Origin of the sequence: Campylobacter sp. CNRCH_2014_2452 (genome assembly GCF_025772865.1) — a bacterium.
GTDB classification, from domain to species: Bacteria; Campylobacterota; Campylobacteria; order Campylobacterales; family Campylobacteraceae; genus Campylobacter_D; species Campylobacter_D lari_D.
Map to the genome: position 1 here is coordinate 61,584 of NZ_JAKMSX010000007.1, position 22,467 is coordinate 84,050.

General features: G+C 30.0%; 25 protein-coding genes. 16 read left to right on the plus strand and 9 right to left on the minus strand.

Annotated features, from left to right (window positions below; genetic code table 11):
- Positions 1-12 precede the first annotated feature (12 nt).
- From L8X38_RS06130 to L8X38_RS06145, 4 genes are read left to right on the plus strand one after another with little or no spacing between them, the layout of a single operon-like run.
- On the plus strand, positions 13-480 hold the full coding sequence (locus tag L8X38_RS06130; RefSeq protein ID WP_263661566.1) for a DUF4149 domain-containing protein: 468 nt from the start codon (positions 13-15) through the stop codon (positions 478-480).
- A 33-nt stretch (positions 481-513) separates the two neighbouring features.
- The gene (locus L8X38_RS06135; RefSeq protein WP_263660586.1) at positions 514-1,263 is read left to right on the plus strand and encodes a flagellin; all 750 of its coding nucleotides are present in this window, start codon (positions 514-516) and stop codon (positions 1,261-1,263) included.
- 38 nt (positions 1,264-1,301) lie between these two features.
- On the plus strand, positions 1,302-2,177 hold the full coding sequence (gene cmoB, locus L8X38_RS06140) for a tRNA 5-methoxyuridine(34)/uridine 5-oxyacetic acid(34) synthase CmoB (RefSeq protein WP_263660585.1): 876 nt from the start codon (positions 1,302-1,304) through the stop codon (positions 2,175-2,177).
- A 2-nt stretch (positions 2,178-2,179) separates the two neighbouring features.
- A complete protein-coding gene (locus tag L8X38_RS06145) occupies positions 2,180-2,743 on the plus strand; it encodes a hypothetical protein (protein WP_133319302.1) in 564 nt (187 codons plus the stop codon).
- On the opposite strand, the gene L8X38_RS06150 is transcribed toward L8X38_RS06145, so the two are convergent.
- Positions 2,723-2,908, minus strand: a complete 186-nt coding sequence (locus L8X38_RS06150) for a hypothetical protein (RefSeq protein ID WP_263659349.1) — start codon at positions 2,906-2,908, stop codon at positions 2,723-2,725. The two genes, L8X38_RS06145 and L8X38_RS06150, sit on opposite strands and share 21 nt — an antisense overlap.
- Positions 2,909-2,916: 8 nt before the next feature.
- Positions 2,917-3,441 carry a thermonuclease family protein gene (locus L8X38_RS06155; protein ID WP_263659348.1) on the minus strand — a complete coding sequence of 175 codons (525 nt, stop codon included), beginning with the start codon at positions 3,439-3,441 and terminating at the stop codon, positions 2,917-2,919.
- A gap of 53 nt (positions 3,442-3,494) precedes the next feature.
- Between L8X38_RS06155 and L8X38_RS06160 the strand changes: the two genes are divergently transcribed.
- Positions 3,495-4,763, plus strand: a complete 1,269-nt coding sequence (locus L8X38_RS06160; RefSeq protein ID WP_263661567.1) for a M20/M25/M40 family metallo-hydrolase — start codon at positions 3,495-3,497, stop codon at positions 4,761-4,763.
- 134 nt (positions 4,764-4,897) lie between these two features.
- The gene (locus tag L8X38_RS06165; protein WP_263661568.1) at positions 4,898-6,292 is read left to right on the plus strand and encodes an anaerobic C4-dicarboxylate transporter; all 1,395 of its coding nucleotides are present in this window, start codon (positions 4,898-4,900) and stop codon (positions 6,290-6,292) included.
- 33 nt (positions 6,293-6,325) lie between these two features.
- Here the strand turns inward: L8X38_RS06165 and L8X38_RS06170 are convergent, their stop codons facing one another.
- From L8X38_RS06170 to L8X38_RS06185, 4 genes are all read right to left on the minus strand, one after another.
- Positions 6,326-8,182 (minus strand): aryl-sulfate sulfotransferase, encoded by a 1,857-nt coding sequence (locus tag L8X38_RS06170; protein WP_263661569.1) that lies wholly within the window; start codon positions 8,180-8,182, stop codon positions 6,326-6,328.
- Between the two features lie 21 nt (positions 8,183-8,203).
- A complete protein-coding gene (gene dsbI / locus L8X38_RS06175) occupies positions 8,204-8,941 on the minus strand; it encodes a protein-disulfide oxidoreductase DsbI (RefSeq protein ID WP_263659343.1) in 738 nt (245 codons plus the stop codon).
- A 13-nt stretch (positions 8,942-8,954) separates the two neighbouring features.
- Positions 8,955-9,617, minus strand: a complete 663-nt coding sequence (locus L8X38_RS06180; protein WP_039663243.1) for a thiol:disulfide interchange protein DsbA/DsbL — start codon at positions 9,615-9,617, stop codon at positions 8,955-8,957.
- A gap of 196 nt (positions 9,618-9,813) precedes the next feature.
- Positions 9,814-10,464 carry a thiol:disulfide interchange protein DsbA/DsbL gene (locus tag L8X38_RS06185; RefSeq protein WP_133319309.1) on the minus strand — a complete coding sequence of 217 codons (651 nt, stop codon included), beginning with the start codon at positions 10,462-10,464 and terminating at the stop codon, positions 9,814-9,816.
- Positions 10,465-10,638: 174 nt separating this feature from the next.
- Between L8X38_RS06185 and L8X38_RS06190 the strand changes: the two genes are divergently transcribed.
- Positions 10,639-11,019, plus strand: a complete 381-nt coding sequence (locus L8X38_RS06190; RefSeq protein WP_087699453.1) for a YbgC/FadM family acyl-CoA thioesterase — start codon at positions 10,639-10,641, stop codon at positions 11,017-11,019.
- Here the strand turns inward: L8X38_RS06190 and L8X38_RS06195 are convergent.
- The 3 genes from L8X38_RS06195 to L8X38_RS06205 are packed head-to-tail and all read right to left on the minus strand — an operon-like array spanning position 10,997 to position 13,295.
- Positions 10,997-12,214: a hypothetical protein gene (locus L8X38_RS06195; RefSeq protein ID WP_263661570.1), complete on the minus strand. Its 1,218-nt coding sequence runs from the start codon at positions 12,212-12,214 to the stop codon at positions 10,997-10,999. The genes L8X38_RS06190 and L8X38_RS06195 overlap by 23 nt on opposite strands.
- Entirely contained in the window at positions 12,211-12,822 is a 612-nt protein-coding gene (locus L8X38_RS06200; RefSeq protein WP_263661571.1) for a uracil-DNA glycosylase family protein, read from the minus strand. Before L8X38_RS06200 ends, L8X38_RS06195 begins: the two co-directional genes overlap by 4 nt.
- On the minus strand, positions 12,822-13,295 hold the full coding sequence (locus L8X38_RS06205; protein WP_263660624.1) for a GNAT family N-acetyltransferase: 474 nt from the start codon (positions 13,293-13,295) through the stop codon (positions 12,822-12,824). The genes L8X38_RS06200 and L8X38_RS06205 overlap by 1 nt, the downstream gene beginning before the upstream one ends.
- A 141-nt stretch (positions 13,296-13,436) precedes the next feature.
- Between L8X38_RS06205 and rpmH the strand changes: the two genes are divergently transcribed.
- The 9 genes from rpmH to purH are packed head-to-tail and all read left to right on the plus strand — an operon-like array spanning position 13,437 to position 22,459.
- On the plus strand, positions 13,437-13,571 hold the full coding sequence (rpmH, locus tag L8X38_RS06210) for a 50S ribosomal protein L34 (protein WP_012661270.1): 135 nt from the start codon (positions 13,437-13,439) through the stop codon (positions 13,569-13,571).
- Complete coding sequence (rnpA, locus tag L8X38_RS06215; RefSeq protein ID WP_082018444.1) at positions 13,568-13,894, plus strand: ribonuclease P protein component; 327 nt, start codon at positions 13,568-13,570, stop codon at positions 13,892-13,894. Before rpmH ends, rnpA begins: the two co-directional genes overlap by 4 nt.
- A complete protein-coding gene (gene yidD, locus L8X38_RS06220) occupies positions 13,882-14,265 on the plus strand; it encodes a membrane protein insertion efficiency factor YidD (protein ID WP_039664776.1) in 384 nt (127 codons plus the stop codon). Before rnpA ends, yidD begins: the two co-directional genes overlap by 13 nt.
- Positions 14,229-15,812: a membrane protein insertase YidC gene (yidC, locus tag L8X38_RS06225; RefSeq protein WP_263661572.1), complete on the plus strand. Its 1,584-nt coding sequence runs from the start codon at positions 14,229-14,231 to the stop codon at positions 15,810-15,812. The genes yidD and yidC overlap by 37 nt, the downstream gene beginning before the upstream one ends.
- Complete coding sequence (locus tag L8X38_RS06230) at positions 15,796-16,641, plus strand: Jag N-terminal domain-containing protein (RefSeq protein ID WP_263661573.1); 846 nt, start codon at positions 15,796-15,798, stop codon at positions 16,639-16,641. The genes yidC and L8X38_RS06230 overlap by 17 nt, the downstream gene beginning before the upstream one ends.
- On the plus strand, positions 16,638-17,966 hold the full coding sequence (mnmE, locus tag L8X38_RS06235; protein ID WP_263661574.1) for a tRNA uridine-5-carboxymethylaminomethyl(34) synthesis GTPase MnmE: 1,329 nt from the start codon (positions 16,638-16,640) through the stop codon (positions 17,964-17,966). The genes L8X38_RS06230 and mnmE overlap by 4 nt, the downstream gene beginning before the upstream one ends.
- Positions 17,967-17,979: 13 nt before the next feature.
- Complete coding sequence (gene purL / locus L8X38_RS06240; protein ID WP_263661575.1) at positions 17,980-20,157, plus strand: phosphoribosylformylglycinamidine synthase subunit PurL; 2,178 nt, start codon at positions 17,980-17,982, stop codon at positions 20,155-20,157.
- A 2-nt stretch (positions 20,158-20,159) separates the two neighbouring features.
- On the plus strand, positions 20,160-20,927 hold the full coding sequence (locus L8X38_RS06245; protein ID WP_133319317.1) for a DnaJ domain-containing protein: 768 nt from the start codon (positions 20,160-20,162) through the stop codon (positions 20,925-20,927).
- On the plus strand, positions 20,927-22,459 hold the full coding sequence (purH, locus tag L8X38_RS06250; protein ID WP_133319318.1) for a bifunctional phosphoribosylaminoimidazolecarboxamide formyltransferase/IMP cyclohydrolase: 1,533 nt from the start codon (positions 20,927-20,929) through the stop codon (positions 22,457-22,459). Before L8X38_RS06245 ends, purH begins: the two co-directional genes overlap by 1 nt.
- Positions 22,460-22,467 lie beyond the last annotated feature (8 nt).

Sequence of the window (22,467 nt, forward strand, 5' to 3'; positions counted from 1 at the left end):
ATAGGAGAAAATATGAAATCAATATATTTATTTTTACTAGCAAGCTTAATTGGGATTGAAATTAGCATAGGTGTATTTTTAGCTCCGACTATATTTTATCCTGCTAAATTCATAGGTGAAGGGGTTTTAACTCATTTTCAAAGTGGGCTTTTAATGACACACATTTTTGTACAATTTGGCTATGTTTTGTTAAGTGTGAGTGTTTTGTCTATTTTAATAGAAATTTTTTCATTTAAAGACAAAAATTTAACTTTTAAAATAAATTTTTCAAAATTTATGCTTTCTTTGATCATTTTGGCACTAAGTTTGCTTTTTATATTTTACTTCACTGCTTATGTTTTAGAAGCACAAAGTTTAGGAGAAGAAGCAACTAAAACTCAAGAATTTATAAAAATTCATGGTGCAAGTGAAGTTGTGATGAAAATTATCATGTTATCACAAGTAATTTTGTTTTTCTTAAATTTTAAAACAAAAAAATGATATAATAAAATAAGTCTTTAAAAGGAGTCAAAGATGAAAATAGGCGATATAGGAACAACTCAACAAAATCACTACTTAAATCAAGCTCAAAAAAGCCAAGAAAAAGCTTTAGAAAACATAGCTGCAATCCGTGCTATAGATGGGAGCGATGGAGCAAATTTAGCCATAGCTGATTCTTTAAGAAGTCAATATAGCACTATAGATCAAGGTATTTTAAATGCCTATGATTCCATAGGAGTTTTACAAATTGCTGATTCAACTTTAAATAACATTTCAGCTACTGCAGACAAACTCAATGAACTTTCAGTGCGCTCAAACAATGCTGCTTTAAATGACAGACAAAAAAGTATGCTAAATTCTGAAGCAAGCAAACTTGTAACTTCAATCAATGATGCTTTTTCTAATGCGACTTTTAATGGAAAAAATGTATTTCAGAGTATGGATTTTGTTGTTGGTACTGGGGTTGAAAGTATTAATTTAAATCAACCAAGCACAGCAAATTTAAGCCTTGAAAATCAAGACGGAATTCGTGATTTTCAAGATCAAGTAGGTTCTTTACGCGCAGATATTGGTGCTGGAATTAACGCTATCCATTCTAATATCAACTCATCTTTGCAAACTAGTATTAACACTAAAGAAGCTGAAAGCAAATTACAAAATAATGACTTAGCTCAAAATATCAATGATTTTAATGCAAATTACCTAAAAGAAAATGCATTTTTATTTGCAAATGCTCATTCAAATGTAATGTTACAAACTAAACTGGCAAGCCTACTTCAATAATAAAAACTCCCAAATAAGGGAGTTTTTCAAGGAAAAATATGCAAAATAATGCTTTATTTAAGCAAGTTTTAAAACATCCTTTATATGAAAAAATTCAAAAACTTAGTGAAAAAATTCAAAATTCAAATTACCTTATAAATGAAAGTTTTGATATTTTTTGTGATAAAAGTTTAGATGATGAGATTAAGAATATCACTTTAGAATTAAAACCTTGGCGTAAAGGACCTTTTAAAATTAATGATTTATTTATAGATACAGAATGGCAAAGTTTTATCAAATTTAATATTTTAAAGCCTTATATGCAAGAAATAAAAGGCAAAATAGTAGCAGATATTGGCTGCAACAATGGTTATTATATGTTTAAAATGCTTGAATTTAATCCTTCAAAGCTCATAGGTTTTGATCCTTCTATTAAGTATTATTTGCAATTTTTACTTTTAAACTCCATTGCAAAAACTCCTATACAATATGAGCTTTTAGGCGTAGCTGATGTACCAAATTATGGCATAAAATTTGATGTGATTTTTTGTCTTGGAGTGATTTATCATCGTAGTGATCCCATAGCCATGCTAAAACAACTCAAACAATCTTTAAATAAAGATGGCATAGTCTTTTTAGACACTATGTATATAGAAGATGAAAGAGAAATAGCACTTATTCCTCAAAAAACTTACTCAAAAATACCAAATATTTTTTTCATTCCGTCGATATTAGGTTTAAGAAATTGGTGTTATAGGGCTGGATTTAGTGAATTTGAAGTTATAACAACTAAACAAACCGATCTTTTAGAACAAAGAAAAACACAATGGATTGATTCTTATTCTTTAGATCAATTTTTAGATAAAAATGATTCAAATTTAACTTGCGAAGGCTATGAAGCACCAAAAAGAGTTTATGTTAAATTAAAGGTGTAAAAATGGCAAGAACAGTAAGTGCTGTTACTATAGAAGAATTAATAGACCCAGAAGAGTTAAATCGTATTAAATCAGAACTTATCACTTGTCCAGGGATAAACAATACTTTAGCAGGAAGTATTTCTCATATAGAAAAAAATTTCGCCAAAGGTATTTTAATCACAACCCATGATATGGCAGTAGATGAACTAGGATTAGTGCATAGTGGCTTTGTATTTAATGCAGCAAATTACATAGCACAAGCTGCAATTAATAAAGAATTTAGCGTCTTAATAGGCTCAAGAAGCTTTTTTTATGCTCCTTTAAAAGTGGGAGATATTTTAAATCTTGAAGCGAGTGCTTTATTTAGCGATGACTCAAGAAAAAGAGAGGTTAAAGTAGCTGGTTTTGTAAATGAGATTAAAATTTTTGACGCATCTTTTCAAGTTATTACTACAGATGATCATATATTTAAACTTAAACAAAATCAAGCCGCTACAAATAATAATCAAAATCAGCAAGAAACAACTAAACAAGAATCAATGCAAGAAGAACTTAATGCAGTCTTAAAAGGAATCGGGGGTTAAAGGTAAATCCACCCAATTCTTTGGACATTCTTTATGATAAGTCCCGCTTGCATCATAATATTCTTTACAATCATCATAAAAGCGATTTGAAACCCCTCTTTCATTTACAAAACAACCGCTAAAAAATAATGCTAAAAATCCAAACAATAATATTTTTTTAAACATCTTATATCCTATTTTAATCTTATTTGTTTACGCCATTTATAAGGCTCTATAGGATTTTCACTTTCCCATAATCCTTTTTTATTTATCTTGGCATAATTTTGCTCATTTATATACAAATCACTATAATGCTCATATGCCCAAGCAAAACCATTTTTAACCATAACTTGATTAATATCTTTATCATTTAAATATACAATGGCTAAAATTCTACCATATTTATCCTCATCTTTTACATTCAAAACTACTTCTTTATTTAATACAATAGCTTTTAGAAATTGCGTAGCCATCTTTCCATAAGCTTGATCACTCTCAGGTGCATCTATACCAAAAAGTCTGATTTTAAGTTTTTCATTTTCGAATTTAGCCTCAATAGTATCTCCATCTACTACACGACTTACTTTAGCATTGATATATGAACCACTATCATAGTTTAAAACATAAGCAAAAGCAACTAAAAAAAATGCGATTAAAAATTTCTTCGGATCTTTTAATAAGTTTATAAATAATTTAATTTGTTTCCTAGAAAATTTCATTTAAACCTCATCTATATAAAAATATGCCATAATTACAATAAAAAGGAGAATTTATGCAAGAAATTATACAAAATTTTAAACAAATTGCTCAAATACCTCATTGTAGTTTCAAAACCGAAGAATTGAAAAATTTTCTCATTGATTTTGCTAAAAGTCAAAATTGCCAAGTAAGCGTTGATGAAGCAGGTAATATCCACGCACACAAAGGAAATCCTAAAATTTGTTTACAAAGTCATTATGATATGGTTTGCATGGGAGAAGCTCCAAATATACAAATATATGAAGAAAACGGATATTTAAAGGCTAAAAATTCAAGCTTAGGTGCAGATAATGGCATAGGAGTATCACTAATGATGCAAACTTTAAAAGATTTTGAAAATATAGAATGTCTTTTTACTAATGATGAAGAAGTTGGACTTTGTGGAGCAAACAATCTCACCCATACTTTGATCTCAAGCAAGCTTTTAAATTTAGACCACGAAAGCGATGATGAAGTTGTTATAGGTTGTGCTGGTGGGGTAGATATTTTTGCTAGTTTAAACTTAGAAATAGATGAAAAAGAAGAAAATTGTTATGAGATAGAAGCAATTGATTTTAAAGGTGGGCACTCGGGAATTGATATTGTTAAAAATATTAAATCTTCTATTAAAGAAGTGAGCTATTTTATCACTCAAAATCAAGGAGAACTTTGCGAATTTAAAGCAGGTGAAAGAATAAATTCTATACCAAAACATGCTAAAGTTATAGCATTTTTTAAAAATCCTCCAAAAGAAAATGATCATTTTAAAGTAAATTATATAGGTAAAATCAAAAGAACATATTATAAAAATTCTCAAGTTATTTTAAATCTCATTAATGCTTTTGCACAAGGAGTTAGAACTTTTAATCATCAATTAAAATTAGTTCAAACAAGTATCAATCTTTCACTAGCTTATGAAAAAGATAGCAAATTTCATTTTGAGCTTTTTGCAAGATCTAATGATTTACAAGAACTTAAAAACATAGAATTTGAAACCTTAACTTATTTTAAGATGCAAAACTGCGAAGTTTCAAGTGCAAATTTTTATCCACCGTGGGCTAATAAAGATACTAAATTTGGAGAAGAAATTCTAAGTTATTTTAAAAAAGAAAACCCAAATGCCAAGCTTTACACTATACATGCTGGTTTAGAATGTGGTATTATAAGTGAAAAACAACCTTTAGAATGTTGCTCAATAGGACCAAATATCCATAGCCCTCACTCAACAGATGAAAAATGTGAAATAGCTTCTATTGAAAAAATCAGTAAAATTCTTTATGCAATCTTAAAATATTATCAATAAATATAAAATAACCAATATTTTGATAAATAAATTCAAAATATTAGTAAATATTTATTTAAATAATAAAAAATTTTATTTACTATTAATAAAACTTGGATTATACTCTCACATATTTCAAAAAATAAGGAGAGAGTATGGAAATACTAACTAGCCTTAGCGAAGGTGTTCAATTTAGTATCCAACTAATTGTTGTTCTTATTTGTCTTTTTTATGGGGCAAAAAAAGGCGGTATCGCTCTAGGCTTATTAGGCGGTATAGGTTTATTAGTTTTAAGTTTTGGTTTTGCTGTAGCACCTGGAAAACCTTCTATTGATGTTATGCTTACCATTTTAGCTGTTGTTGTTGCTAGTGCAACTTTGCAAGCTAGTGGTGGTTTGGATGTAATGTTGCAAATTGCAGAAAAAGTTCTAAGAAAAAATCCTAAATTCTTAACTATTTTGGCGCCATTTGTAACTTGCATTCTTACCATGCTTTGTGGAACTGGGCATGTTGTCTATACTATGATGCCTATTATTTATGACATTGCTATTAAAAATGGTATTCGCCCAGAAAGACCAATGGCTGCTTCTAGTATTTCTTCACAACTTGGTATTATCGCAAGTCCTGTTTCAGTTGCAGTTGTAAGCTTAACAGCCCTACTTTTAAATCCAGAAATTAATAAACATCCTTTAGCAGGATTTGATGGCTATGTAGATTTACTTGCTATTACTATACCTTCTACCTTAGTAGGTGTTTTGGCTATAGGAATTTTTTCTTGGTTTAGGGGAAAAGATCTTGATAAAGATAAGGATTTTCAAGCTAAGATTAAAAATCCAGAACAAAGAGAATATATCTATGGCGATAGTAAAACTCTTCTTGGACAAAAACTTCCAACTATCCAATGGGTAGCTATGTGGATTTTCCTAGGTGCTATTGCTATAGTAGCTATACTTGGAGCTTTTCCAGAGCTTAGACCACAATTTACCTCAAAAGGCGTTACCAAACCTATGAATATGGTAGCAACTATTCAAATGTTTATGCTTTTAGCAGGTGCAGCGCTAATCATTTTTACCAAACTTGATGCAAGCAAAATTGCAAAAAATGAAATTTTTAAATCCGGTATGATAGCCTTAGTAGCTGTTTTTGGAATTTCTTGGATGGCAGATACAATGTTTGCAGTGCATACTCCTATGATGAAAGAATCTTTAGGTAATATCGTTATAGAACATCCTTGGACTTATGCTATTATGCTTTTACTTATTTCTAAATTTGTTAATTCTCAAGCAGCAGCAATTGCAGCTTTTGTGCCACTTGCACTAGGAATTGGTGTTGAACCAGGTATTATCATTGCTTTTGCAGCAGCTTGCTATGGATACTACATTTTACCAACTTATCCAAGCGATCTTGCAACTATACAATTTGATAGATCAGGTACTACAAAAATAGGTAAATTTGTTATCAATCATAGCTTTATCTTACCAGGATTAATTGGTGTGATTGTTTCTTGTATAGTAGGTTATTTTTTAGCTTTAGGTGCAGGATATTTATAAAAATTAAAAGGGCTTTAAAAAAGCCCTTTTTTCTTATTTAAATGCTTTTTCTAAATCAATAGGCATAGCTTGATAACCAGTACTTGCTCCGCTAAAGCGAATTTGTACTGAAGGTTCTTTAGCTCCCCATTTAAATTCATCTATTTCAGGTTTTGGCTCACCTACAGCAGCACCCTTGCTTAAGTCAAATGACATTCCAGCAGTAGCACTATAAACCATGATGGAATTTTTATCTTTATGGTATTCTGCTAAAGAAGTGACAGGTGAAAACCATTCATTGCCTCTTTGCTTTCCATACTCCCAAATTTGTTCTACGGTTTTATTTTTTTGATCTATTTTATACACAACTGCTCTTGAGTATTTCATTGAAGCAAAAGCAGGTTGCTCTATACCTCTTGCATCGCCATTATCAAAAGCTGTGATATAAATATATCTTTTGTCAGATTTTTCATCTATTCTAAAAGCAGTATGCTGTGTCCATGTAAAATCAAAACCACCTTCTTCGTTTTCATATCCTGGACATTTGCTATACTCATCTTCACAAACTATCTTTTTACCATTTTTATCAACAGGTTGCAAAAGTGTTTTTTTATATTTTTCTCCCCATCCTTTGTGTGCTCCTAATATCCATTTTACTTTTTTATCGCGTCCTATTTTTATAATAGCACTTTGATGACGACTTGAAATAATAATACTATCATCACTTGGATCATAATCTACGCTATTTACATGAGCCCAGTTACGCCCTACTCCAGTGCCTGCTATATCGCCAAAAGAATCACTTGCATCCATTTTAGCTAAATCCTCATCACTTAAAGTAACCCCTGCTTTACTCGCATCAATATTTAAACAAACAGCACCTTGATCTAATGCTTTGATTACATTTGCTCTATATGGATCTAAAATTTCAAACAATCTCCACTCATCTACTACATTACCATTTTTATCAACTTCTACTATCACATCGCGCACTGAACGCACATTTTTACCATCAGGACGCTTAACATTGGCAGAAGCCACCCTTAAAAGATAATTTCCATTTTGCATATTATCCATAGAATGAGAAAAATCTATATAAGAAGAAGGTAAAAGACGATTGAAAATTTCTCTACCCATTAAATCATATTTAACATATCTTTGTCCAAAACCCCAAGTTAAAGCCCCATCAGTATTTTGCCTAAATCCCATCATAATACCACGGTTGTAAATATTATTCCAATCCATTAATTTATCATTGTCAAAATACCAACGAATTTCACCTTTTGTATCAATGATAAATGCATTTGAATTCTCATCCCATTCCATTGCACCACCTGCTGGGTTATTCCAAACAGATTGAGAGCCTTTTCCACTTTGTTTCCCTGGAGCATTATTAACCAAATACAACCTATCTTCAAAACCTTTATCTACTTTAATCACTTCTACTTTTTCAAAAGGCACACCTCTTTGCATAATACTTCCACTTGGCTCTATATTAACTCCACCAGTTGCTATTTTATATACCTCATCTACTACTTTTTCACTCTTTCCAAAAGCAGTTTTGGTATAACTTACTTTTACTGTATTAAAATATGATGGATAAAGTCCAAAAACAGGAATTCCTCCATAAGTTTTAATTTTACTAGGGCTAACCTTATAAGATATAGTTTGCCCATTTGGTTTTGGAACTATAGTTACGCTTACATCACTTAGTTTATATCCACCATCCATAATTACAGCACTAAGCGGAGATAAACCATAAGGATTCATCTTTACTGCGCCAATTTTGCCTTGAATTTCCCAATCAATTTTAGCACCACTAGGTCCACCCATAGCCAAAGAAACACTAGGTACTACCATAACAACACTGCTAGCAAGCAAAATACTACTTACAATTTTACTAATCTTCATTTTTTCTCCTTTTTTATATTATTAAGCTATTTGCACACTTGGCTCACCTAAAATTTTTAGCAAAACTACTAATATCAAAACAATCAAAGCATAAAATTTAGCCTTAGAATGTGAAAATGTATAAGAAACAAACATGCTTCCTAAAATCACCAAACAAACAACAAAAGCCAACAAACAACAAATCGCCATATTCATAAATTCCATACTAGGAATCAAATACCAACCATTACTATACAAACCATCTTCAAAATTTGGAGGATTTCCAACAAAAAATTTCTGAAAAGCATTTAAACTACCATAAACATCTTCAGGCACTATAGGTGTATCCATACCACACTCACCTGTTGGTAAAAACCATCCTGGTGCCCATTCATGCAATGGTAAATTAAAAGGATATATAGGAATTTCTCTACACCCATCAACACCAGCAAAAGGATTTTCTGAATGTACTACCTCATGGATATGATTAAGAGTAATACAATACTCTATACCAAGCCATATACCCCAAAATACAAAAGTATAAGCAAAAATTTTTAGATAATCATTTTTAGGATCTATCAAGGCTAAAATACCACCAAAAGCCATAGTTAACATAGCAAATCTTATATAAACACACTGCTCACAAGGCTCCATATAAAGGTATTCTTGAAACAAAAAGTGTGCTATAAAAGTTAAGCCTACCATAGCTATAACCATTATCAACCAAGGAACTCTTGTATTTTGCCAAGTGGTGATTTTACTAATAGGACAAGAACTCATAAAATACCTCAAATCACATCTTGCTTAATTCTTCTGTTATTTCTATTAAAGCTTGTGGAGATGTGATAGCTTGTGGTATGATTTGGTATTTACCATTTACCACAAATGCAGGTGTACCATAGTTTTTAGAGATATCATTAGCATTTTCATAAGATTTTAAAATTTCACTAGCCTCAGGAGTTTTTAAAAAGTTATCTAAATCTTCTTTGCTTGCTGAAATTGCTTTTAATCCTACTTCATAAAACGCTTCAGGATTGGCTCCATTTCCCCATCTTTGTTTTTTCTTAAAATAAGCATTAAAATATGCTTCAGAAGCTTTATGAGTTAAACTATTTTTATCGCTTTGACTTACTTTATTTTGCTCATCTTTAAAAGCAGCAAAAGCAAAAATTTCATTAGCTTGCTTACCATAATCACCCATAGAGCTAACAGGATAAAATTTATAAGTTAATTGTGGTAATTTTTCTTTGACTTTTGACATGGTATTAAACTTATGATGATCATAACAATGTGTGCAACGATAAGAAAATACTTCTATTAAAGAATTTTGAGCATTTGGGATAGGTGTTTTTAAAACCACATACTCTTTACCCTCACTAAGTGCATTTGCACTCACACCAAGAACAAAAGCAGCTGCCGCCATTGCTTTTGACAAATTATTTAAGTTGAATTTCATTTTATTTCTCCTATTTGTATTTTATATATAATAAATATTTGCAATTTATTATAAACATGCTTAAGTTATATTAATATAACTTAAATATTAATTAAACAATAAGAAAAAATTTCAAAATGAAAATATAATTATTAAAAAAATAAAAAATAATAATACTTTATCACAAAAATTACAAAAAGTAATGCTTAAAAAAGCATTACTTGGTAGAAAGTTCTTTAACTATACGGATTAGTTCTTCTAAAGAAGTGATATACTCAGGATTGATTTGATATTTGCCATTTACTACAAAAGCAGGCGTGCCATAATTTCTTGAAATTTCATTAGCTACATCATAAGCAACTAAAAGCTCTTTGGCTTCTTTAGTTTGTAAAAATTTTTGCAATTCTTCTTTACTAGCACCAATGGCATTTAAACCTATTTTATAAAACAAATCAAGATTATTTAAATTTAATTTTTTTTCAAAATGACTTACAAAATACACATCAGCAAGCTTATAAGTAAGACTTTTTTCACTAGTAACATCTAAACCTAAAGCTTTTTCTTTAAAAGAAGCTAAAGCAAACATCTCATTTAAAGCACCACCGTACTCGAGCATAGAACTTACCGAGAAAAGATCATATTTTAAATTTGGTAAAGCTTGTTTAACTTTTGCTAGAGTGTGAAATTGATGATGATTATAGCAATGAATACAACGATAAGAAAATACCTCTATTAGAGAATTTTGTGCATTTGGGATAGGTGTTTTTAAAGTAATATACTCTTTACCCTCACTAAGTGCATTTGCACTCACACTAAAAACAAAAGCCATAATAGCTAGCAATTTAAACATTTTTTGCAAAACTTGCATGATTTTCCTTTTTTCAATGATATAAAATACAATTTTAACATAAGATATAAAATCAAGAATGTTTTATGCTTTTCTTATGACATTTTAAGTAGAATTTCAACAAATTTATCAATAAAAAAAGTTGATTGTAAGCGATATTTTCCGATCAATATATAATAAAATAAAAGGTCTAAAATGCAAATACGAATTTATTATGAAGATACCGATGCAGGTGGAGTGGTATACCATAGCAACTACTTAAAATTTTGCGAAAGAGCAAGAAGTGAGATATTTTTTCAAAAAAATGCAAAAATTTTTGATAAAAATACAGGACATTTTCTACTTACAAAAGCAAATTGTAACTTTTTAAAACCCGCTAAACTTGGAGATCTTATAGAAGTAAAAACATTTATCACAAAGCTTAAAAAAGCCTCAGTTTGTATAAAACAAGAGATTTATAAAGAAAATACCAAGCTTTTTGAAGCTGAATTTACCCTAGCTTTTTTAAAAAATGAAAAAGTAGCCCCTATAGATGAGACTATAACTAAGGTTTTTACTGATCTTGCAAAGGAGTAAAACCTAAGCCTTGCGAGCGAATGATTTTAACCTTATAGTCAAATTGATTATCATTTAAACCCTCATCAAAAATTCTTTGAGAATCTTTATCTAAAAACTGCGTATAAAAATAATCAAGGCCCACGCTAGTTGCATAAGCTATCCAGTTGTAATTAATATTTTGCGAAAAAAGCTCATTAAGATAGCTTAGAGTTTGATCCTCATTAGAAATGGAATTTGCTAGCAAAAGTTTTTTTCTATCATTAATTTGCGTTAAACTTAGCAAAATAGGATTATAATTAATCTGGGTTGATAATAATACAAAAGGCTCTATATCATAAGTTCTTATTTGTGAGCTTATGAGTGCTGTTTTAATCAAAGAAGTATTTAAAATAATACTAGAATCTTGAAAACTTCTATTTTGATTTAAAATACTTCTAAAATCAAATTTAGAACTATTAATAGTATAAATTTTCTCACTACCATTACCTGCGTTTAAAACATTCTCATCTAAGCGATTTGCCAAAGGTGTTCCATCTGAAAAAATAATATTTTTACCATTGGAGTATTCCAAAAGTTTTTGGATTTGTTTTTGATAATCTATACTTCCAAAATACACATTTTCATTTTGCGTATCAAAATTTCTTTTGTGTGCAGTAGGAATAAAAACTTTTACATTAGAATCAAGGCTTTCTTTTAATAAATTTTTCACACCTTTATCTGTAAAACCTGCGATAATATAATTAAATTTCTCATCTTGAGCTTGTTTAAAAGCTTTAGTTATCTTGCTCTCATCTTCTGTACCTATTAAAAACACCTTTACTTTTATTTGCGCTCTTTGTCTTAATAAATACGCTATGCTTGAATTTATAATAGTATTAGAATAACTTTTAATCGTTTGCTCAGGTATAATAATAGCTAGTTTTATGCTAGCATTTTTTTGAATTCTTTTTTCAAAATCTATAATAGAATTTAAAAGTTTGGTATAGATATTGACTAAAAGCTCATTTGCATTATCATTATTAAATCTTGATAAAAAATTAAAATAAAGTCCTGTTTCCAACAAAGTAAATAAACAATCATTATCACAATTTTGAAATTCTAAATTAGGATAAAAAGACTCACTAGGTTCTATGGGCGATGGCTTTTGCTCTTTTGCAAAAACACTTAAAGTTAAAACAAAACTCATCATCAAACAAACTAAACTTTTTCTCATAAATAACCTTTTATTTTTTTAATATCTTCTATAAATTCAGCATAAAAGCTAGGATTTTTACTCAAAAAATTCAAATCATAGCTTGGCAAAAGTAAGGCATTATTATAATACATACATTGTCCTTTATATTTTTGAAAATTCTCAAAACCCAAACTTGTAAAAGCTTCTTGGCCAAGACATAAAATAATCTTTACTTTTATAAAATCAAGCTCATTATAAAAATACGGCAAGCATAATTTTAATGCTTGATCGTCTATTTTAAAATTACTAAAACATTTAAACATATAAGAAAAATATATCTCATCATCTTTTAAATTTAAAAGCTCCTTGCATAATTTCAAAAGTTCTTGTTTATTTTTAGAAGCAAAAAACTTTCCACTTTCATTCTCTTCCTTGTCAATAAAGGTCTGATAAATCAAAATTTTAGCATTTTTGGCTTCTTTTTCCATTAAACTATGCTTTCTTAGTCTAGAAAAATGACAAAGATTGCAGGTTTTTACCCTTTCGTTTAATTCTTTAAAACTTAAATTAAAATGCCTAATTTGTTTTTGCTCGTTAAAATATTCATAGCCAAAAGCTTTTAAATAATACAAATTACGCTTATTCATTACATCAATGCTTCTAAATTTTCACCCTCTAAACGATAAGTTCTCCACTCATTCATATGCTTTGCATTTAATTTAGTATAAAACTCAATCCCTAAATCATTATCATTCAAACATACCCATTCTAATCTTTTAAGATTTTTTTCTTTACAAATTTGTGCTAAATATTTAAAAACAGCTTTTGCATAGCCTTTTTTTCTATGTTTTGCTTGTATATAAATATCTTCTAGATATAACCCACCTAAACCCCAAAAAGACGAAAAAGTAAAATAATACATTGCATAACCTATGATTTTACCATCAACTTTTAGACTTAAAGCCTTAGCATATTTATTTTCAAAAAAAGATTCTTCAAGTTCTTTAGTTGTGCATTTTACATCTTCAAGCATATTTTCATGGATAGCAAGCTCTTTAATTAATTCTAAAATTTTTTCTAAATCTTCTTTTTTACTCTCACAAATTTCAAAACTCATGATTTTTCCTTAAAATACATAAAAATAAAACAAAAATTTAGCAAAAACTTTTAAAATAACTCTTAATTAAAAGCAGATTTAAGTAAGATTTTGATAAAATACACGCTTATTATTTTGTTTTTTATTTTAAGTTAAGGAAAGAATATGAAAAGAACATATCAACCACACAAAACTCCTAAAAAAAGAACTCATGGCTTCCGTGTGCGTATGAAAAGCAAAAATGGTCGCAAGGTAATCAATGCTAGACGCGCTAAAGGTAGAAAAAGATTAGCGGTATAAAAGATTTTCTAAGTATTAACGACTTAGGAGAGTTTGCAACAATTTATAAAGAAGGTAAAAAGTGGCACTGTGAAGGTGTAATCATCTTTTATACTTTAAGTAAAGAAAAAAAATTTGCTGTTGTTGCTAGTAAAAAAGTTGGAAAAGCTGTCGTTAGAAATAGAGCCAAAAGGCTCTTAAGATCAGCTTTTTTTCAGGTTAAAAATCAAGTCGAAAACGGGAAATACATACTTGTAGCTAAGACAAGTATTACTGAAATTCCTTTTTTAAAATTAGAAAAAAACTTGAAATGGGGTTTGAAAAAAATAGGATGTATAAAATAGCTTGTTTAAAACTTATTAGATTTTACCAGCTCTTTATCAGCCCTTTTAAGCCACAATGCTGCAGGTATTATCCAAGTTGTTCTGAATATGCCTTATGGCAATTTAAAAAAAATAATATTTTTAAAGCATTTGGTGCAGTTTTTTTAAGAATTTTAAAATGCAATCCGTTTTTTAAAGGTGGTATTGATTATCCTAAAATACGCAAGAATACTCTAAACTCAGGTGTATGTTTTAAACCTAGTTTTAATGCTTTAAAACAACTCAATTATTTTTATATCCCTTGCAATGATAATCAATTTTTTTTAATTAAGATTATATTTCCAAAGGACAATCCGTGTCAGAAAATTTATCCCAGCAAAAACGCATATTAATTGCCGTTGTATTATCATTTTTATTTTTTGTAGTTTATGATTATTTTTTTATTCCAAAAGCACCACAAAATGAGCAAAATATCACTCATATAGAACAAAACAATTCAGCTCCACAAACTACAACCGCAAATACAAATACACAAGCTCCAAAGACAGAACTTAGTGTTAATCAAAAAGAAGAAATAGCAGTTGTTAAAAGTGAGCATTTTGAAGCACATATTGACTCTTTAGGTAGAATAGCTAAATTTTATCTAAGCGATGAAAAATATAAAGATGAAAATGGTAAAAGCATTAATCTAGTAGATACTTCTTTATCACCTTTGCCACTAGAAATAAGATTTAGTGATGCAAAGATAAATCAAGAGGCATTCAATACAGTATATACAGCTAGTCAAAAAACTATCAATGTAAATGATGAAAATACAACATTAATTCTTACTCAAAATTTAAATGATCTAATAATAACTAAAAAAATCACTTTTCACAAATATGGAAATTATGATTTAGAAGTAAATCTAAGCAAAGATACAGCTTATTTTATCACTCCAGGTTATCGTCCAAATATAGCAGTTGATAGTTATACAGTACATGGAGTTTTAATCTTAGATAAAGATGATAAAATAACAATGTTAGAAGATGGTGATATAGAAAACGATGAAAGTTTTTCTAATGTAACCCTTATGGCAGCTTCAGATCGCTATTATAGTACTTTCTTTTATAATTTTGAAAAACCTTTAAATGCAGTAGTTACTAAAGATAATCACGAAAATTCTATCGTTTTTGCAAGTGCAACTAATAATTTTAAAGCAACCGGATATATAGGTTCAAAAGAGCATGAAATTTTAAGAAGCATTCATGCGGATTTAGATGATGTGGTAGAATATGGTTGGTTTACTTTTATAGCTAAACCTATGTTTGAATTTTTAAATTTCTTACATGGTTATTTGGGTAATTGGGGTTGGGCTATCGTAGTGATGACTTTAATTGTGCGTATTATTCTTTTCCCACTTACTTACAAATCAATGATTTCTATGAATAAACTCAAAGATTTAGCACCAAAAATGAAAGAAATTAGAGAACGCTACAAAGGTGATCCACAAAAAATGAATTTACATATGATGGAACTTTATAAAAAACATGGTGCAAACCCAATGAGCGGATGTTTACCTATACTCATTCAAATTCCAATTTTCTTTGCAATTTATAGAGTTTTACTAAATGCCATAGAACTTAAAGCTGCACCTTGGGCTTTTTGGATTACAGATTTATCTGTGATGGATCCATGGTTTATTTTACCTATATTTATGGGTCTAACTATGTTTATCCAACAACTTATTACACCAATGGCTATACAAGATCCTATGCAAGAAAAGATTATGAAATTCTTACCATTAATTTTCACTTTCTTTTTCTTAACATTCCCAGCAGGTTTAACTTTATATTGGTGTGTAAATAATATATGCTCACTTATCCAACAAGTAATTGTTAATAAGCTTTTCAAAAACCACAAAAAAGAGGAAATAGCTAAACATGAACATAGAAGCTAAAGACTTACAAACTGCACTCATAGAAGCTTCAAAACAACTTGAGTGCTCTGTGATTGACTTAGAATACGAAGTTATTCAACATGCTAAAGCAGGATTTTTTGGCCTTTTTAAAAAAAATGCGATAATCTGTATTAAAGGACATAAAAAAACTCAAAAAGTCCATAATGAAAAACCTAAAAAAAATCAAAATGAGAAATTTAACAAATATTCTCAAAAAAATTTTGAAAAAAATGAATATAAAAAAGAATATAAAGAAAATTTTCAAAAACCAATTGAAGATATTGCTCAACCTAAAGAACATTACAAAGTAAAAAATGATGCTATTTTTGATTCTTTCCATAAGGAGTCTTCAGAAGAAAAAAACATTGTTTCTTATATAGATGAGATAAAAATTTCACTAGAAAATTTATTAGCAACTTTTGATTTTGATATTAAAGTTGTGCAAGTTAGTGTTTGGGATGAAACCTGTGTTTTAATTAAACTTGATGGAGAAGATGCAGCCTTGCTTATAGGCAAAGAAGCTCACAGATATAAAGCTTTTTCATATTTACTTTATAATTGGCTTAATGCTAAATATAAAATTCAACCAAGACTAGAAATAGCACAATTTTTGGAAAACCAAACCCAAGCTATTGATAGTTATTTAAAAATTCTCATAGAAAAAGTAGAGAACACTGGAAGAGTTCAAACAAAACCACTAGATGGAATTTGGCTAAAACTTGCGTTAGAAAAATTAAGAGAACGCTTTCCTGATAAGTATGTAGCTATCAAACAAAATGACGATCAAAGATATATCGTTGTGAATGATTTTTTGAAGAAAAATGAATGAATGACACGATAGCTGCTATTGCTACAGCTCACGGAGTGGGCTCTATAAGTATTATTAGAGTAAGTGGAAAAAAAGCTTTAGAACTTGCATTGAAAATTACCCACAAAAAAGAACTCACACCACGCTATGCACGCTTGTGCAAACTTTATAAAAACAATAATGACTTTTTAGACGAGGCTTTAGTAATTTATTTTAAAGCACCCTACTCTTTTACAGGAGAAGATATTGTAGAATTTCAACTTCATGGCGGTTTTTCTTTGAGTGAAATTTTACTCGATGAGCTTGTTTTAGCAGGCGCGCGCCTTGCTAATCCTGGAGAATTTAGTAAAAGAGCTTGCTTAAATGGCAAAATGGATCTTTTAAAAGCTTTAAGCATACAAGATGCTATCATGTCAAAATCAACAAGTGCTGCAAATATCATAGCAAAAAATATTAAAGGTGATTTAAGTAAATTTTTAAACGCCATTCGAATAGACCTTGTTCAAACTCTTGCTTTTGTAGAAACTAGCATTGACTATGCAGATGATGATTTACCACAAGATCTACTTGATCAAATCATTACCATGTGTGAAAGAAATTCAAAACTTTTAAGCGATATAGTAGATATTTCTTTAAGTAAAAAAGGTCTTATAGATGGCTTTAAAGTTGCTATTATAGGTAAGCCAAATGCCGGAAAAAGCTCATTGTTAAATTCGCTTTTAGCATTTAATAGAGCCATTGTTTCTGATATTGCAGGCACCACAAGAGATCGTATCGAGGAAAGTTTAAAAATAGGCTCACATTTAATTAAAATCATCGACACAGCAGGTATAAGAAACGCAGATGATGAGATAGAAAAAATCGGAGTCAACTTAAGTTATGAAAGCATTAAAGAAGCAGATATCATTATAGCTGTTTTTGACGGATCTAAAGAATTTGAAGAAGAAGATGAACATATTTTACAAGCTTTAAAAGATTGTGATAAAAAAATCATTTATGTTTTAAATAAAAGTGATTTGGCTACCAAATTTAAACATGAAATTAGCACTTCTTGTATACGCATTTGCGCCCAAAAAAACACTCAAGCCATTAAGGAAAGTTTAAATGAATACTTAAATACTTTAGATGGCGATGGAATGCTAATTAGCAATACCTTAATACTCAATGCTTGTAAAAATGCTAGTGAAGCTATTTTGCGTGCAAGGGATTTATTAAAGGAAAGTTCTTTAGAACTTTTTGCTTTTGAATTAAATTTAGCCATAGGAGAAATAGCTCAATTTACCAAAAATTTTGAAAGAGATGAAATTTTAGATGCAATGTTTAGTAATTTTTGTTTAGGAAAATAAAAAGGAGATAATTATGGATAAAGAAGTTATAAAACAACACAAAATTAGCGATGAGGAATATCAAGAAATTTTAAATATACTAGGTAGAGAACCTAATTTATTAGAACTTGGAGTAATTTCTGCAATGTGGAGTGAACATTGCTCATATAAATCAAGTAAAAAATACCTTAATGGCTTTCCAACTAAAGCTCCTTGGGTAATCCAAGGTCCTGGTGAAAATGCTGGAGTAATAGATATAGGCAAAGGAATGGCTGCTGTATTTAAAGTAGAAAGTCATAATCACCCAAGTTTTATAGAGCCATTTGCAGGTGCAGCTACTGGTGTGGGTGGAATTTTACGCGATGTTTTTACCATGGGCGCTAGAGTTGTTGCAGGTATGAATTCTTTAAAATTTGGTAATATCCATGATGAAAAAATAGGCAAACATCAAAAATATTTAGTTAAGGGTGTAGTAAGTGGAATTTCACACTATGGTAATTGTATGGGTGTTCCTACTATAGGTGGAGAATGTGCTTTTGATGAGTGCTTTAATGGAAATATCTTAGTTAATGCTTTTGCACTTGGAACTTGCAAAATCGAAGATATTTTTTATGCAAAGGCTGAAGGTATAGGAAATCCTGTAATTTATGTAGGCTCAAAAACTGGTCGTGATGGACTTGGTGGAGCTGTAATGGCAAGCGATAGTTTTAATGAATCTAGCAAAAGCTTAAGACCAACTGTTCAAATTGGTGATCCATTTGCAGAAAAATTATTAATGGAAGCTTGTTTAGAACTTTTCAAAACTGATTATATAGTTGGAATTCAAGATATGGGTGCAGCAGGACTTACTTCAAGCTCTTTTGAAATGGCAGGACGCAGTGGTAGCGGGATGAAACTTTACCTTGATAAAACTCCTATGAGAGAAGAAGGTATGACTCCTTATGAGTTAATGCTAAGTGAATCTCAAGAAAGAATGCTAATTTGTGCTAAAAAAGGCTATGAAGAAAAAGTTATTGAGATTTTTAATAAGTGGGGGCTTGATGCAGCCATTATAGGCGAAGTTACAGATACTGGCAAAATGGAATTATTTTGGCATGATGAATTAGCTGGTCTAATCCCTATTGAACCACTAAGCGAAAAAGCACCTATACTTGATAGACCTGTGGCTAAGCCAAAATACTTAGATGAAATAAAAAACTATCAATTTAAACTTAGCATTCCCACTCAAGAAGCCTTTGAAAAACTTCTTGCAAATGAAAATATCAGCAATAAAGCTTATATTTATGAGCAGTTTGACTCAAGCGTACAAACTAACACCTTAAAAAGCGATGGGGCTTTAGGAGCAAATAGTATTAGAATTAAAGAAAATAATTGCTTGCTTTCTATGGCCATTGAGTGCAACTCAAGATTAAACTATGTAAATCCAAAAATCGGTGCAGCAGCAGCCGTTGTAAGTGCAGGAAGAAAAATAGCATGCTCGGGAGCTAGACCTTTGGCAATTAGTGATTGTTTAAACTATGGCAACCCACAAAACCCTGAAGTAATGTGGCAATTTGCTCAAGGCTGCGAAGGTATTAAACTAGCTTGTAAAGAACTCAATACCCCTGTGGTAAGCGGAAATGTTTCTTTATATAATGAAACCGATGGAGTAAGTATTTTTCCAAGTCCAACCATAGCTTGCGTTGGTATTCACGAAAAAGCAGAAAATGTTTTAAAATCATACTTTAGTAAAGAAACGCAAGCTATTTATTTAATAGGAAAAAGCAAAGGTAGTTTTGGTGGATCTTTGATTGCTAAAGTACTAGATCAAAAAGTCGCAGGAGAGCTTGAAGATATAGATTTTAAAGCAGAATTAAAACTATGGGATTTCTTACTAAAAGCAAACGAAGCAAAGTTACTTGATTGTGCTAATAGCATAGGCATAGGTGGTCTTGCTATGACTTTAGCCAAAATGAGCGCAAAGGCGAATTTGGGTGTAAATGTAAAAACAAATTTTAAAAACAGAAGTTTTATTTTTGAAGAAAGTCCAACTAGAGTTGTAATTGGTGTTAAAAATGAAGAAAATTTTATTGAATTTGCAAACAAAATGAAAATTAATTTTGCAAAACTTGGAATTTTAAATGAAAAAGATTTCGTTTTAGATGATATTAAGATATCTTTAGTAAAACTACAAAAAATTTATTTTGATAAATTTAAAGAATATTTAGGATAGAAATGCTTTTTGTTTTATTAGTATTAGCAATTCTTGCATTTTATTGGTATTATAAAACTTGGGGTAAAGATGATCTTTTAGGCTCTTTCAAAAAAGGAGCTAAAAGCTTCTCTCAAGGCTTTAAACAAGGCTATCATGAAGAAAGGATTGATGGCTTTAAAAGGAGATTAAACTATTATGTTATAGCGCTTTTAGCAAAAATAGCAAAAAGTGATGGTAGAGTTAGCGAGAATGAAGCAAACATGATCTCACAAATTCTTGATTATAATGCTAAAGATAAAAAAGAAAGAGATTTTTTAAAACAATGTTTTAATGAACATAAAAACACTTTAAATGATACTTTTGATATAGCCAAAGAGTTTATCAAAGAAGTGCCTTTACCACAACAAGAAAGAATTAATATTTTAAATGTCTTAGTAGCAATGGCTTTGATTGATGGAGAACTTAACAATACCAAAAAAGATGTCTTAAGAGCTATCATTAGAGCTTTTGAACTTGATGTAAATATACTTGAAAAACTTTTAAACTCTATGCAAACACAAAATACAGGTATGAATTTACAAAAGGCTTGTGAAATTTTAGGCTTAAATGAAAATGCAAACTTGCAAGAGCTTAAAAAACGCTATAGAGAACTTGCCAAAAAATACCACCCTGATATTTTAAACGCAAACAATAGCGATGAAGAAAAAATCAAAGAAGGTGTTAAAAAATTTCAAGAAATTAATGAATCATATGAATTTTTAAAACAATATATAGAAAGGAAAAATTAATGAAAGCACTAATTAGTGTGAGCGATAAAGAAGGTGTTGTAGAATTTGCTAGCGAACTTACTAAATTAGGTTATGAGCTTTTATCCACCGGAGGTACTTATAAGCTTTTAAAAGAAAATAATTTACAAGTACAAGAAGTTAGTGAATTTACTCAAAGCCCTGAAATGTTTGAAGGGCGTGTTAAAACATTGCACCCAAAAATTCATGGTGGAATTTTATACAAAAGAGAAAATGAAGATCATCAAAAACAAGCCAAAGATTACAACATCGAAAGCATAGACTTACTTTGTGTGAATTTATATCCTTTCAAAAAAACTACAATTTTGACCCAAGATTTTGATGAGATTGTAGAAAATATCGACATTGGCGGTCCTGCTATGATACGCAGTGGTGCAAAAAACTTTAAAAATGTCATTGTCGTTTGTGATATTTTAGACTATGATAAAATCATACAAGCTTTAAAAGATAATACCTTAGATCTTGATTTTAGAAGAGCATTGATGATCAAAGCTTATGAGCATACAGCAAATTATGATGCTTACATAGCAAATTATATGAATGAGCGTTTTAATGGTGGCTTTGGTGCAAGTAAATTTATCGTAGGTCAAAAAGTGTTTGACACAAGATATGGAGAAAACCCTCATCAAAAAGGTGCTTTATATGAATTTGATGACTTTTTCACACACAATTTTACAACCTTAAAAGGTGAAGCAAGTTTTAACAATCTAACCGATATTAACGCGGCTTTAAATTTAGCAAGTGCTTTTGATAAAGCTCCGGCAGTAGCCATAGTCAAACATGCAAATGCTTGCGGATTTGCCATAAAAGAAAACTTACTCCAAAGCTATATCCATGCTCTTAAATGCGATACCTTGAGTGCTTATGGAGGAGTTGTTGCTATCAATGGAACTTTAGATAAAGAATTAGCGCAAAAAATCAATGAAATTTATATAGAAGTAATCATTGCAGCAAATGTAGACGATGATGCTTTGGAAGTTTTTAAAGATAAAAAGCGTATTAAAATCTTTACACAAAAAGCGCCATTTTTAACTAGAGCTTATGATAAATATGATTTTAAGCACATAGATGGTGGTTTTGTATATCAAGATAGTGATGAAGTTAAAGAAGATGAATTAAAAAATGCGATTTTAAAAAGCGAAAGAAAAGCTAATGAACAAGAATTAAAAGATCTTGAAATAGCTATGAAAATTGCTGCATTTACTAAATCAAACAATGTAGTTTATGTAAAAAATGGAGCTATGGTAGCCATTGGTATGGGTATGACAAGTCGTATCGATGCAGCTAAAGCAGCTATTAATAAAGCCAAGGAAATGGGGCTTGATCTAAATGGTTGTGTTTTAGCAAGCGAAGCTTTCTTTCCATTTAGAGATAGTATAGATGAGGCTAGCAAAATAGGAGTAAAAGCCATCATTGAACCGGGTGGAAGCATAAGAGATGAGGATATCATCCAAGCTGCTAATGAGTATGGTATCGCATTATACTTTAGCGGCATAAGACACTTTTTACACTAATAAAAGGA

Excerpts from the sequence above, each read along its gene's own strand:
- L8X38_RS06130 (WP_263661566.1), top strand. The coding sequence starts at position 13 with ATGAAATCAATATATTTATTTTTACTAGCAAGCTTAATTGGGATTGAA.
- L8X38_RS06135 (WP_263660586.1), top strand. The coding sequence starts at position 514 with ATGAAAATAGGCGATATAGGAACAACTCAACAAAATCACTACTTAAAT.
- cmoB (WP_263660585.1), top strand. The coding sequence starts at position 1,302 with ATGCAAAATAATGCTTTATTTAAGCAAGTTTTAAAACATCCTTTATAT.
- L8X38_RS06145 (WP_133319302.1), top strand. The coding sequence starts at position 2,180 with ATGGCAAGAACAGTAAGTGCTGTTACTATAGAAGAATTAATAGACCCA.
- L8X38_RS06150 (WP_263659349.1), bottom strand. The coding sequence starts at position 2,908 with ATGTTTAAAAAAATATTATTGTTTGGATTTTTAGCATTATTTTTTAGC.
- L8X38_RS06155 (WP_263659348.1), bottom strand. The coding sequence starts at position 3,441 with ATGAAATTTTCTAGGAAACAAATTAAATTATTTATAAACTTATTAAAA.
- L8X38_RS06160 (WP_263661567.1), top strand. The coding sequence starts at position 3,495 with ATGCAAGAAATTATACAAAATTTTAAACAAATTGCTCAAATACCTCAT.
- L8X38_RS06165 (WP_263661568.1), top strand. The coding sequence starts at position 4,898 with ATGGAAATACTAACTAGCCTTAGCGAAGGTGTTCAATTTAGTATCCAA.
- L8X38_RS06170 (WP_263661569.1), bottom strand. The coding sequence starts at position 8,182 with ATGAAGATTAGTAAAATTGTAAGTAGTATTTTGCTTGCTAGCAGTGTT.
- dsbI (WP_263659343.1), bottom strand. The coding sequence starts at position 8,941 with ATGAGTTCTTGTCCTATTAGTAAAATCACCACTTGGCAAAATACAAGA.
- L8X38_RS06180 (WP_039663243.1), bottom strand. The coding sequence starts at position 9,617 with ATGAAATTCAACTTAAATAATTTGTCAAAAGCAATGGCGGCAGCTGCT.
- L8X38_RS06185 (WP_133319309.1), bottom strand. The coding sequence starts at position 10,464 with ATGCAAGTTTTGCAAAAAATGTTTAAATTGCTAGCTATTATGGCTTTT.
- L8X38_RS06190 (WP_087699453.1), top strand. The coding sequence starts at position 10,639 with ATGCAAATACGAATTTATTATGAAGATACCGATGCAGGTGGAGTGGTA.
- L8X38_RS06195 (WP_263661570.1), bottom strand. The coding sequence starts at position 12,214 with ATGAGAAAAAGTTTAGTTTGTTTGATGATGAGTTTTGTTTTAACTTTA.
- L8X38_RS06200 (WP_263661571.1), bottom strand. The coding sequence starts at position 12,822 with ATGAATAAGCGTAATTTGTATTATTTAAAAGCTTTTGGCTATGAATAT.
- rpmH (WP_012661270.1), top strand. The coding sequence starts at position 13,437 with ATGAAAAGAACATATCAACCACACAAAACTCCTAAAAAAAGAACTCAT.
- yidD (WP_039664776.1), top strand. The coding sequence starts at position 13,882 with ATGTATAAAATAGCTTGTTTAAAACTTATTAGATTTTACCAGCTCTTT.
- L8X38_RS06230 (WP_263661573.1), top strand. The coding sequence starts at position 15,796 with ATGAACATAGAAGCTAAAGACTTACAAACTGCACTCATAGAAGCTTCA.
- mnmE (WP_263661574.1), top strand. The coding sequence starts at position 16,638 with ATGAATGACACGATAGCTGCTATTGCTACAGCTCACGGAGTGGGCTCT.
- purL (WP_263661575.1), top strand. The coding sequence starts at position 17,980 with ATGGATAAAGAAGTTATAAAACAACACAAAATTAGCGATGAGGAATAT.
- L8X38_RS06245 (WP_133319317.1), top strand. The coding sequence starts at position 20,160 with ATGCTTTTTGTTTTATTAGTATTAGCAATTCTTGCATTTTATTGGTAT.
- purH (WP_133319318.1), top strand. The coding sequence starts at position 20,927 with ATGAAAGCACTAATTAGTGTGAGCGATAAAGAAGGTGTTGTAGAATTT.